General features: G+C 39.9%; 14 protein-coding genes and 1 other annotated feature. All 14 genes read right to left on the bottom strand.

The window, feature by feature from the left end:
* Positions 1–34: 34 nt before the first annotated feature.
* A complete protein-coding gene (gene nusG, locus KO561_RS00370) occupies positions 35–568 on the bottom strand; it encodes a transcription termination/antitermination protein NusG (RefSeq protein ID WP_231097013.1) in 534 nt (177 codons plus the stop codon).
* A gap of 155 nt (positions 569–723) precedes the next feature.
* Positions 724–903 carry a preprotein translocase subunit SecE gene (secE, locus tag KO561_RS00365; RefSeq protein WP_231095121.1) on the bottom strand — a complete coding sequence of 60 codons (180 nt, stop codon included), beginning with the start codon at positions 901–903 and terminating at the stop codon, positions 724–726.
* A gap of 36 nt (positions 904–939) precedes the next feature.
* Complete coding sequence (rpmG, locus tag KO561_RS00360; RefSeq protein WP_231095120.1) at positions 940–1,089, bottom strand: 50S ribosomal protein L33; 150 nt, start codon at positions 1,087–1,089, stop codon at positions 940–942.
* 296 nt (positions 1,090–1,385) lie between these two features.
* A complete protein-coding gene (gene sigH / locus KO561_RS00355) occupies positions 1,386–2,033 on the bottom strand; it encodes an RNA polymerase sporulation sigma factor SigH (protein ID WP_231097012.1) in 648 nt (215 codons plus the stop codon).
* Positions 2,034–2,128: 95 nt separating this feature from the next.
* Positions 2,129–2,638 carry an NYN domain-containing protein gene (locus KO561_RS00350; protein WP_231095119.1) on the bottom strand — a complete coding sequence of 170 codons (510 nt, stop codon included), beginning with the start codon at positions 2,636–2,638 and terminating at the stop codon, positions 2,129–2,131.
* Between the two features lie 2 nt (positions 2,639–2,640).
* Positions 2,641–3,381: a 23S rRNA (guanosine(2251)-2'-O)-methyltransferase RlmB gene (rlmB, locus tag KO561_RS00345; protein ID WP_231095118.1), complete on the bottom strand. Its 741-nt coding sequence runs from the start codon at positions 3,379–3,381 to the stop codon at positions 2,641–2,643.
* A 4-nt stretch (positions 3,382–3,385) separates the two neighbouring features.
* Entirely contained in the window at positions 3,386–3,784 is a 399-nt protein-coding gene (locus KO561_RS00340) for a Mini-ribonuclease 3 (RefSeq protein ID WP_231095117.1), read from the bottom strand.
* Between the two features lie 3 nt (positions 3,785–3,787).
* Positions 3,788–5,188 (bottom strand): cysteine--tRNA ligase, encoded by a 1,401-nt coding sequence (gene cysS / locus KO561_RS00335; RefSeq protein WP_231095116.1) that lies wholly within the window; start codon positions 5,186–5,188, stop codon positions 3,788–3,790.
* Complete coding sequence (cysE, locus tag KO561_RS00330) at positions 5,178–5,837, bottom strand: serine O-acetyltransferase (RefSeq protein WP_231095115.1); 660 nt, start codon at positions 5,835–5,837, stop codon at positions 5,178–5,180. Before cysE ends, cysS begins: the two co-directional genes overlap by 11 nt.
* Before the next feature lie 171 nt (positions 5,838–6,008).
* Positions 6,009–6,230: a binding site (T-box leader), on the bottom strand.
* 81 nt (positions 6,231–6,311) lie between these two features.
* Entirely contained in the window at positions 6,312–7,781 is a 1,470-nt protein-coding gene (gene gltX / locus KO561_RS00325; RefSeq protein ID WP_231095114.1) for a glutamate--tRNA ligase, read from the bottom strand.
* Between the two features lie 34 nt (positions 7,782–7,815).
* Positions 7,816–8,292, bottom strand: coding sequence for a 2-C-methyl-D-erythritol 2,4-cyclodiphosphate synthase (gene ispF, locus KO561_RS00320; protein WP_231095113.1), 477 nt, complete (start codon positions 8,290–8,292; stop codon positions 7,816–7,818).
* 46 nt (positions 8,293–8,338) lie between these two features.
* A complete protein-coding gene (gene ispD, locus KO561_RS00315; protein ID WP_231095112.1) occupies positions 8,339–9,016 on the bottom strand; it encodes a 2-C-methyl-D-erythritol 4-phosphate cytidylyltransferase in 678 nt (225 codons plus the stop codon).
* A 218-nt stretch (positions 9,017–9,234) separates the two neighbouring features.
* A complete protein-coding gene (locus KO561_RS00310) occupies positions 9,235–10,338 on the bottom strand; it encodes a PIN/TRAM domain-containing protein (protein WP_231095111.1) in 1,104 nt (367 codons plus the stop codon).
* A gap of 434 nt (positions 10,339–10,772) precedes the next feature.
* On the bottom strand, positions 10,773–12,146 hold the full coding sequence (gene radA, locus KO561_RS00305) for a DNA repair protein RadA (protein ID WP_231095110.1): 1,374 nt from the start codon (positions 12,144–12,146) through the stop codon (positions 10,773–10,775).
* Positions 12,147–12,291 lie beyond the last annotated feature (145 nt).

Raw genomic sequence — 12,291 nt, 5'->3', positions numbered from 1 at the left:
AATGATTCAAGATAATCTTTTTATCCCTTCGTCACTACAGCTTATTGATTTGCGAGAAATCTAGTTCCACAGGGGTTTCTCTACCAAACATATTGACGTGCACTTTCACTTTTTGCTTATCCATATCAATATGCTCGATGGTGCCTGTAAAGTTATTGAACGGTCCGTCAATGACACGGACGCTTTCTTTTAACTCAAAGTCTATCTCTGTCACTTGTTCTTCCATACCCATGCGTTTCAAAATCATGTCCGCTTCTTCCGGCAAGAGAGGGATAGGCTTCGAGCCAGAACCAGTTGATCCTACGAATCCTGTTACTCCCGGCGTATTACGAACCACATACCAGGAATCATCCGTCATGATCATTTCAGTTAGCACATAGCCCGGGAACACTTTCTTTTTCGCTACTTTTTTCTTCCCGTTTTTAATTTCTGTTTCTTCATCTTCTGGAACGATAACACGGAAAATTTTATCCTCCATGCCCATAGTAGCTAACCTTTTTTCTAAGTTAGTTTTTACTTTGTTTTCGTATCCAGAATACGTGTGTACAACATACCAGTTTTTCTCCATACTTTTAGGACAAATTCCTCTGCCCTTCCCTCCCTTATTTAAGCTTTCGTGACTTGCCCGCAATGCGATATTTTTAGACAACCTAAAAAACCCGTTAGACGGGTTTTCATAGCGATTCATGTATTATCTATCATTATAGCATAAACGTTTCAATATTATTCAAAAAATATGTTAAGAATTTCCGTAATTCCTAAATCGACTAGCGCAAAAAAGATACTTATAAATGCAACGGTAGCAACAACCGTAATCGTATATCGAGTTAAGTCACGACCTTTAGGCCAGCTGACTTTTTTCATTTCTTTTGAAACATTCTTTAAGAACGTAATTACATTCATGCTCGTACCTCCAAACTTTCGCCATCCGGCTTCTTCCTACTTCGTTTCCCGGTGTAAGGTGTGAGTGCCACACGTCTTACAATATTTCTTCGATTCTAGCCGTTCTGTTTGTGCAGCCTTATTCTTGCTAGTCGTGTAATTCCGACTGGAACACACCTCGCAGGACAATACTACCTTATTACGCATTCTATCACCCCATTTAAGGGTTTTCACTTCTACTAGAGTAGCACGGTTAAAAATGTCTGTCAATTTAAGATTTAAAGCGTTATGTTTCAAAAAGGAGGATAAAAAGCGCAAAGAAATTCAAGGCGGTGCAGCTTCGAGTACCGGACTTGCACAGGATGTGCTGACTTCTGCGTTGTGCACAGGACGTGCACGACTTTAGCAGAAGATCCACTATTCCTTATAGATACATGAGGAACGGAGAAGCAAGCCAACGCAGAAGTTCAAAGCGATTTTTACCGGACTTTTTGAACATCCTCTTAAAGCGTTATTTCACTAATTTCCAAATATCTTTCTAGCTTTCGCTTCACTCTTTGTAAGGCATTATCTATAGATTTAACATGTCTTTTTAATTCGACAGAGATTTCTTGGTAGGATCTACCATCTAAATATAACGTCAGGACTTGTCGTTCTAATTCGCTTAACAGCTCCGCCATCTTATATTCCATATCGCCAAATTTTTCGCGATTTACGATAAGTTCTTGCGGATCAACGGCTTTGGAACCTGCAATAACATCTAATAAAGTTCGATCTGATTCTTCATCGTACATAGGCTTGTCCAAGGAAACGTAGGAATTTAGTGGTATATGCTTCTGCCTTGTCGCTGTCTTGATTGCGGTAATGATTTGGCGTGTTACACAAAGCTCAGCAAAGGCTTTAAAGGAAGAGAGCTTGTCCCCTTTATAGTCACGAATAGCTTTATAGAGACCAATCATACCTTCTTGTATAATATCCTCTCGATCCGCACCTATGAGAAAGTACGTTCTTGCTTTTGCACGTACGAAATTTCGATATTTGTTGATTAAAAAATCCAAAGCTTGACTATGCCCACTATGAACGAAAGAAATGATTTCATCATCTTCTAAAGCTGCCCATTCAATTTCTTTATTATCTGTATCGTTGTGCATGGTGTTCACCCAAGCTTCCCCCCGACGTATCGTGTCGTAGATATATAGCATAATTATACAGTACCAAATTCTGTATCGTCAATAACACGAAGCTTCTATTGTTTACCACGGCGCCATTTTTCAAAAACATCCAGCACTTCTTTGGACAACGGAATTTTACTTGGGGATTTCTCATTTCGGTGTGTCTCAATGTCCTCTTCAATTTCTCTCTGGATCGATTTCACCTCCAAAAACAGCTCTCGAGCAGACTTTCTCAATGCACCTTGAGCAAAAATGGTTCTTTGTTCTGTGTAATCCGATGTCGCTACATACACCGTTGTTTTGACATTTATGATCCGTTTAACCAACCGTTCGATACACTCATCCGCTGTTTCATTTTCTTTTGTGAAAATTACTTCTACGTTATAATTTTTGATTTTCTTTTGAATGCCTCTCACGTAGTGTGCATCAAAAACGATGATAACGCGATCCCCTTTATACGCTTGGTATTCAGCAAGCTGTTCAATCAGTAAATCTCTCGCATCCTCTAAATTATCTTCCTTTAATTCCATCAGATAATCCCATGCCCCAATAATGTTGTAGCCATCTACCACCAGTACATTCATGGTTATTCACCAGGAATTCTTTTACGATAGACTTCATACATTAATAAACTTGCTGCTACTGATGCATTCAGCGAAGAAACCTTTCCTTTCATAGATAGTCGAACAGTCCAGTCACATTTCTCTTTCACTAATCGACTCATCCCCTTGCCTTCATTCCCAATTACAAGTGCAATTGGAATGGTTCCTTCTAGCTCTGTATAATCCTCTTTCCCGTCCGCCGCTGTTCCGACCACCCAAACATTTTGTTGTTTTAGCTCTTCGATAGTGTTGGCAATATTGGTAACTCGTACAACTGGAATGTATTCAATAGCACCGGCTGAAGTCTTAGCAACGGTTGCTGTTAATCCAACCGAACGACGCTTTGGAATAATGACTCCGTGCACACCCGCTGCATCAGCTGTTCGTAATATAGAGCCTAGGTTATGTGGATCTTCTATTTCATCTAGGATCATAAAAAAGGGAGCTTCGTTTCTTTCCTCCGCAATATCAAATAAGTGCTCTAACGTACTGTACTCATAAGCTGCGACAGAGGCAGCTACCCCTTGATGATTACCTTCTACTAGCTGGTCAATTTTCTTTTTCGGTACAGCCTTAACGGTTGTCCCAGCTTGCTTAGCAAGCGCTTGTATTTTTTGGACCGCTTGATGCTGTAATTGTTCAGAAACAAACACCTTGTTGATGGAACGACCAGATCGCAATGCTTCTATGACGGGATTTTTCCCAATAATCCATTCTTCTGCCATACTATCAACCCCTATCCTCTACATATTGAATGGCGCGTTCTATTAATGTTTCTAATCTATCTGTCTCATCAAGTAAATATAGATACCCTAATAATGCTTCAAACGCTGTACTATAACGATAGGTTTGTACATCGGTATTTTTAGGGACAGTGCCTGATTTGGCATTTCTGCCCCTTCTTACAACCGCTTCCTCTTCCTCCGTTAAATCCCCTCGTTCTAGCCAATCCAGAATAACCCTCGCTTGTGATTTAGCTGATACAAAGGAAACAGCTAATTGGTGAAGATGGTTTGGCTTCACTTTTCCCGATTGGATTAAGTGATGACGAACATAGATTTCATAGATAGCATCACCCATATAGGCTAACGTTAAACTTTTCATTTGTTTCACATCGATTTCTGGCATCCCTTACCCTCGCTTCCAACGAGTTCCCTGAGGAGTGTCTTCCAGAACGATACTTTGTTCCTTGAGGTCATCTCTAATCTTGTCTGCTAGAGCGAAGTCTTTATCTTTTCGTGCTTGAATTCGCTTTTCAATTAATGCTTCAATTTCTTCATCCAGCAGGCTATCACTAGCAGCAAGGTTTACTCCTAATACGCCAAGAAGTTTTTCTAATAACGATTGGAAGCTTTCGATCACGGCTTTCGATGTGTGATCCGATTGTAGATAAATGTTGGCATCCTTCGTTACATCAAATAGGACTGCAATAGCGTTAGCTGTATTGAAATCATCATCCATCGCTTCTTCAAATTTTAGCTGATAATCGTGAAGCTTTTCTTCCCATTGTTCTTTGTTCCTATCAAGATCGGTGCTTGACTGCTTACGGTGTTCTAAGTTTTCATACGCATTTACAATTCGGTCTAAGCTATTTTTCGCCCCATTTAATAACTCATCACTGAAGTTAATCGGGTTGCGATAATGAACACTAAGCATGAAAAAGCGAAGGACTCTCGGGTCATGTTGTTCGATTAAATCATGAGCTAAAACAAAGTTTCCGAGTGATTTAGACATCTTTTCATTGTCTATATTGATATACCCGTTATGCATCCAATATCTTGCAAAGGATGTTCCATTAGCCGCTTCGGATTGAGCAATTTCATTTTCGTGATGCGGAAATGTGAGATCTTGACCACCAGCGTGAATATCAATCGTGTCACCTAAATACTTCTTTGCCATCGCAGAGCATTCGATATGCCAGCCTGGTCTGCCTTGCCCCCAAGGCGAATCCCAAGCTACTTCATCCGGTTTGGCCTTTTTCCAAAGCGCGAAGTCTAAAGGATCATCTTTCTTTTCGCCTACTTGAATTCTTGCTCCAGAACGAAGCTCATCAACAGATTGATGGGACAGCTTCCCATAACCGTCAAAAGAACGAGTTCGATAATAGACATCTCCATCCGCTTCATAAGCATGCCCTTTATCCACTAATACTTGAATAAAACCAATGATTTCGTCCATGCTTTCGGTTACACGTGGGTGATGCCCCGCTTCTTTTACCCCTAAGGCCTGAACGTCTTCTTTATAAGCATCAATAAATCGTTGGGCTACAACACCAACCTCTTCTTTTAAATCGTTCGCTGCTTTAATAATCTTATCATCTACATCCGTGAAATTAAGAACATAGTTCACATCATACCCTCGGTATTCTAAATAACGACGAACCGTATCAAACACGATGGCCGGACGAGCATTTCCGATATGAATGTAGTTATATACAGTCGGTCCACATACATACATCCGAACTTTTCCTTCTTCAATCGGAATAAACGGCTCCTTTTTTCTCGTTAACGTGTTATAGATATTAATGCTCATATTCCTTCACTCCCTTAATCTCACTAAGCTGCACTTTTAATTCTTCCATTTCTTTTTCCATACTTTTAATTTTTTCCGATACTGGGTCAGGTAAAATATGATGATCTAAGTCACGACGAATTCGTTGACCATTTTGCACCACTATCCGACCTGGAATACCTACTACTGTCGAATGATCGGGCACGTCATGTAAGACGACAGAGCCGGCACCAACCTTGGAACTTTCCCCGATTGTAATAGAACCTAAGATTTTTGCCCCTGTTGCAATTAGCGCGTTATCTTTAATCGTCGGATGACGCTTTCCTTTTTCTTTCCCCGTTCCACCTAATGTTACTCCTTGAAAGATCGTGACATTGTCCCCAATCTCGCACGTTTCTCCAATCACCACTCCCATTCCGTGATCGATAAAGAACCGCTTCCCAATTCGAGCACCAGGATGAATTTCGATTCCTGTAAAAAAACGACTGACTTGGGAAATTACCCGGGCAATAAAGAAGAACTTCTTCCGATAAAAAACATGAGCAATCCGATGCGCCCATATTGCATGAAGTCCTGAGTACGTAAGCAATACTTCTATATACGTCCTTGCTGCCGGATCTTGATCAAACACTACATCCATATCTTCCTTGAACATTTTGAAAAACCCCATTGTTCGTGCCCCCTTTCGTCTTTTCGCATAAAGAAAACTTGGCGAAACCAAGCTCGCCACGCTTTAGTTTCCTATATAATTGGGACTTGAAATCTTGTGCTTTCGAGTTTTTTTGTGAAATGTTTATACTTTCCTGGTGTATAAGAAAAAGCGCCCCTGTGTTATGAAAAACACAGAGACGCTTGATATGCGCGGTCCCACTCTGTTTAGGAGCAAACAAACACTCCTCCACTTCACTCTTATAACGGTAGAGCTCCGCCTATGCCTACTTCATTCAACATAGGACTCTGAGGTGCATTTCAAGGGTGCCTTCCTTACAATCACTTTCAGCCAGTGGTGATTTTCTCTGTCTAAGTGGACAAACCCTCTACTTCTCCTCGTCAACGTTCTAAGTATAACGTGTGTTCAAAGGAATTCTGAACACCTTATATAGTAATAATACTATATTATATTTCTCATCAAATGTGAAATGATTTATTTAGCCAGTTTAGTCAACGTTGCTCGGAGACGGTTTAGCACCGCTTCTTTTCCAAGCAAGTGAATAGCGTTCGGTAATTCAGGACCATGAACTTGTCCAGTCGTCGCAACCCGAATTGGCATAAACAATTTTTTTCCTTTATGTTTCGTTTCTTTCTGTGTGGCTTTAATTTGTGCTTTAATCGTTTCTGGAGTGAATTCAGCATCTTCTTCTAGAAATTTCGCAAACGCTTCTAACACTTCCGGAACCTGTTCCTCGTTTAGGACGTTCATGACTTCATCCGTATATTGAATATCTTCTTTGAAAAAGAGATCTGTTAGTTCGACAATTTCAGAGCCATAGCTTAGTTGATCTTTGTACAGGCTAATAAGTTCTAATGCCCATTCTTTTTGTTCCGGACTCATATCTTTTGGTAATTTTTCTGCTTCGATTAAGTGTGGAAGACTTAGCTCAACTACATGATCGAAGTCTGCCGCTTTGATATATTGGTTGTTCATCCACTTTAATTTTTGCGGATCAAAGATTGCTGGTGACGTTGACAATCTCTCCGGATCAAAGATTTCAATAAATTGTTCTTTTGTAAAAATCTCTTCTTCTCCCACAGGCGACCAGCCTAACAATGCAATAAAGTTAAACAACGCTTCTGGAAGATAACCTAAATTTTTGTATTGCTCAATAAATTGTAAAATATGCTCGTCCCGCTTGCTAAGCTTTTTACGATTCTCATTTAAGATAAGTGTCATATGTCCGAATTCTGGCGCTTCCCAACCGAACGCTTCATAGATCATCATTTGTTTAGGTGTATTGGAGATATGCTCTTCTCCACGGAACACGTGTGTAATTTCCATGAGATGATCATCAATAGCTACTGCAAAGTTATAAGTTGGAATTCCATTTTTCTTCACGATGACCCAGTCGCCAAAATCGCTTGACTCAAACGTAATATTATCGCGGACGATGTCTTTAAATTGATACGTTTTCCCCTCAGGAACACGGAAGCGAATGCTTGGCTTGCGGTCTTCTGATTCGAATTGTTTGATCTGCTCTTCCGTAAGATCACGGTGTGCACCAGAGTATTTCGGCACTTTCCCTTGAGCTTTTTGTTCTTCACGTTCTTGCTCCAACTCTTCTTCAGTCATGTAGCACTTGTAAGCTAAGCCGCGCTCTAATAGCTCTTCTACGTATTTATTATAGATGTCCAAACGTTCTGTTTGGCGATAAGGACCGTAAGCACCGCCAATGTCAGCACCTTCATCCCATTCAATTCCTAACCATTTCAAGAAGTTAAGCTGGCTTTCTTCTCCACCTTCTACATTTCGTTTATCATCTGTATCCTCCGTACGGATAATAAAGTCCCCGCCTAAATGTCTTGCAAATAAATAATTAAATAATGCCGTTCTAGCATTTCCGATATGAAGATGTCCGGTTGGACTTGGTGCATAACGTACTCTTGCTTTCTTTGCCATGTTCCTTACCCCTTTCCAATATGGTTATGTATTCTTATTCTTGTATCAGTATTGCCACAGCTTGTGCTGCAATACCTTCTTTCCGTCCTGTAAAGCCTAATTGTTCGGTCGTGGTTGCTTTCACATTCACCTGAGAGATTTCACAACCTAAAATAGTAGATATACTTTTCCTTATCTCTTCTATATATGGCGCCATTTTCGGAGCCTGTGCAATAACGGTACAATCCACATTCCCTAACGTGTATCCGGCTTCTCGAACCATGCCCCATACTTGACTTAGCAACTCTTTCGAATCAAAATCTTTAAATGCTGCATCCGTATCCGGGAAATGCCTTCCAATATCTCCTTCTCCAATTGCCCCTAACAAAGCATCAGCAATCGTATGTAACAAAACGTCAGCATCTGAATGCCCTAGTAATCCTTTTTCATAAGGGATCTCGATGCCACCAATAATACACGGTCTTCCTTCGACTAATTGATGTACATCAAACCCTTGTCCAATTCGATACATGTGCTATTTTTACCTCCTCGATAATCGTGATGGAAACCTGTCTTTATTATTTCTTCAAAAAAGCTTGTGCGCGCTTCAGATCTTCTGGTGTCGTGAGCTTCATGTTATCGTAGCTTCCCATCACAATTTCAACTGGAATATTCAATCTTTCTACGAGAGAAGTATCATCTGTTCCTAAAAATTGATCCTGTGCTGCTTGCTTATGAGCATCAAATATAATATCAAAGTGGAACGCTTGAGGAGTTTGAGCTGCCCATAAGGTCTTGCGATCTAACGTATTTAAGGATTGTCCATTTCGTTGCTTAATCGTGTCCGTAACCGGAACAGCCAAAAGCGCAGCCTTATGATGATAAGCTGCTTCAGCTAAATGGTGCAAGCTTTCCATCGATACAAATGGTCTTGCTCCGTCATGAACGAAGACGACCGTATCTCTTTTTTCCATCGCCCGCAAACCTAAATATACACTTTCCTGCCTTTCTGCTCCACCTATAGTAAGATGGATATCCTTCTTTTGCTTATATGTTGCTAATATTTCTTCCATCCGTTCTTTGTCCTTTTTGCTCACGACTAATGTAATGGAAGAACACCAAGGATCCTTGTTAAAAACGTCTAGTGTATGGATGATTAATGGTTGTTTGCCAATAAGGACAAATTGCTTATTCTCCCCAACATTCATCCTTTTCCCTTCACCAGCAGCCAATACTATTGCATGATATTCAAACATTTTAAACCGCCTTTAAAACTTAACGTAGGTAACAGCGGACTTGTTAAGTTTCACTTTATTTATAAGAGGATGTTCACGCACTATAAGGAGTTATCAACTTGTTTTATTCATATAATTACAATAAGTGAACACTCTCAGCCATTTTATATCTGTTTACAAAACAAAAGCGATAACATGGTGTTATCACTTTTGCTTTCCTCTATAAAGTTATACCGTTTTTATAGCGCTTTTTCAAGTAATTTAGGTTTCGCGAAAATCATACGACCCGCTGATGTTTGAAGGACACTCGTAATTAAAACTTCAATCGTTTTTCCAATATAATCTTTTCCTTCTTCCACGACAATCATCGTACCATCGTCTAAATACGCGACACCTTGGTTTTGTTCCTTCCCGTCCTTGATCACTTGAACGGTAAGTTCCTCTCCAGGGAGAACAACTGGTTTCACCGCATTCGCTAAGTCGTTGATGTTTAAGACTTGAACGTTTTGAAACTCACATACTTTGTTCAAGTTAAAATCGTTCGTAACAACAATACCATTGACGACTTTAGCTAGCTTAACTAGCTTGCTATCTACTTCTTGAATGTCATCAAAGTCTTGTTCGTAAATCTCTAAATGAATTGGTAAATCCTTTTGCATTCGAATTAAAACATCAAGACCTCTTCGACCTCTATTTCGTTTTAAGACATCGGATGAGTCCGCAATGTGCTGCAGCTCTTCCAACACAAATTGTGGAATAACCACAGTTCCTTCTAGAAAACTAGTTTGACAAATATCTGCGATCCTTCCATCGATAATAACACTCGTATCTAAGATCTTTACTTTTGAGTAGTCGGAAGGGGCATCACTTTCTTCTGACTCTTTCTTCTTTTCCTTGTCTTTCTCTTTCTTCGCAATCGTTAGCAAAGAAAGAAACTCGTCTCTACGTTTAAACCCTACCTGGAAGCCCAAATAGCCCAGGATGAAAGTCAAAAATAGAGGCAATACTTGCGAGACTAACTGAATTTTAATGTCCTTGATTGGAATATTAATGAGATAAGCAATTACTAGCCCAATAATAATACCAAAGCTACCAAATAAAAGATCTGTTACTGGTGCTTTCAGTAAGGTTTCTTCTACCCACCGTAAGAAGTTTACGATGTGATCAACTGTCCAAAATGTAATGAGATATAGGATAATAGCTGCTAAAAACAAACCCACATATGGCGATTGCATCCAGCTTCCATTTGCTAGATTTAATAATTTTAATACATCCGGTATATACAAATACCCAATGGTACCACCTGCAATGATAATAAATAATTGCACGATTCGTTTTAGCACCACAGTCACCTCCTATTTGACAGTATTGCCTTTTTTAGAAAAAATAATCGATTCTATAAAGAAAACTTCAAGAAGCCAATTCCTGGCTGAATGTTTAGCCTTAGTTCCTTATACATCGGTCACTTTGATTAAAATATATAAAAAATAAATGCTAATAAAATATAACGTATCACAGGTTAGGCATACAGTCAAATGTGCAAATTTTAAATTTTATCATAGTAAATTATACAAGTCAAACATTTTAAATGATTCAAACTAAAATATTTATTTCTAAATACGATTTAATCCCTCTTTGATAGGCTTGTATTTCTCTAAATCCAATTTTGGTTCATTTGATCGCCCAACGCTGACCTTAAAACCCTATAAGGTAAGGATCTTTCAGCTTCTGAGTAGTGATTAGTAGATTACCAGTTTACACCCCTCCACTCCTTGTATCACCCTCCCAGTGTTGCTTTCAAAGCCTCTTGAACAGTGTTTACACCTATTACTTCAATAGATGTGGGAGGTGTCCAGCCTTCTAAGTTTTTCTTCGGAATAATAGCTCGCTTAAATCCAAGCTTAGCCGCTTCCTGAACCCGTTGGTCAATCCTAGCCACTCTTCTTACTTCCCCAGTTAGACCAACCTCTCCTATGAGAACATCATTCGGTTTAGAAATTTGATCCTTAAAGCTGGAAGCAATACTTACCGCTACTGCGAGATCAATAGCGGGCTCGTCTAGCTTTACTCCACCAGCCACTTTTACATAGGCATCTTGATTTTGTAAGAGTAAGCCAACTCTTTTTTCTAACACGGCCATCAGTAACGGGACTCGGTTATGATCAATGCCTGTTGCCATTCTTCGTGGATTTCCGAAGCTAGTCGGAGAAATCAGCGATTGAATCTCGACAAGAACAGGCCTGCTTCCTTCCATGGATGCAACTACCGTCGAACCAGCCGCACCTTGAGAGCGCTCTTCTAAAAAGATTTGCGAAGGATTTAATACTTCTTGTAGTCCTTCTTCTTTCATTTCGAAGATTCCCATTTCGTTTGTACTCCCGAAACGGTTTTTTACCCCTCTCAAAATTCGGAACGTGTGATGTCGCTCTCCTTCAAAATAAAGAACCGCATCCACCATATGCTCCAATAATCTTGGACCCGCTATTGAGCCTTCTTTTGTTACATGTCCTACAATAAAAATAGGAATGCCTTTACTTTTGGATATTCGCATCAATTCACTCGTACATTCTCGCACCTGCGAAACACTCCCCGGCGCGCTTGTTACTTCCTCCCGATAAATCGTTTGGATAGAATCGATAACTACAAAGTCTGGATCTAACTGATCAATTTGATTCACGATATCGACGAGGTTTGTTTCGGCCAACACGTAGAGGTTATCCGATGTAACACCTAATCGATCCGCTCTTAATTTCGTTTGTCTCGCAGATTCTTCTCCAGATATATAAAGAACCTTTAATGAACTGTCTGCCAGCTGGGAGGATACTTGTAAGAGTAGAGTCGACTTTCCTATCCCCGGATCTCCACCGATTAATACGAGGGATCCTGGTACGACTCCGCCACCTAACACGCGGTTGAACTCTGGCATGTTTGTTTTAATTCTCGGTGTATCCTCAGATGCAATAGCAGTGAGCCGTTCCGGTTTTTTACTATCGGAAGGCGGAGATACTAATGTATGTCTCTTACCACTCGAAGATGCTATTACCTCTTCCACTAAGCTATTCCAACTTTGACATCCAGGGCATTTCCCCATCCATTTCGGAGATTCATAGCCACATTCCTGACAAACAAATCTTGTTTTTTTCTTTGCCAAATGGATCGCCCCTGTCTATTACCATTGTATACGAACAAAATAACATGAAAGTTACATTGTTCTATCAATTTTATTAAAAGTTCCTATTTTTGTCATAAGTGTAACTACCTATAACTTTTTCCCTATATTAAAGAATAGTGAAAAA

The sequence above is a fragment of the Radiobacillus kanasensis genome (assembly GCF_021049245.1).
GTDB lineage: Bacteria > Bacillota > Bacilli > Bacillales > Amphibacillaceae > Radiobacillus > Radiobacillus kanasensis.
The sequence above is the reverse complement of the archived record's forward strand: the minus strand, read 5'-3'. Positions and strand labels throughout refer to the sequence as shown.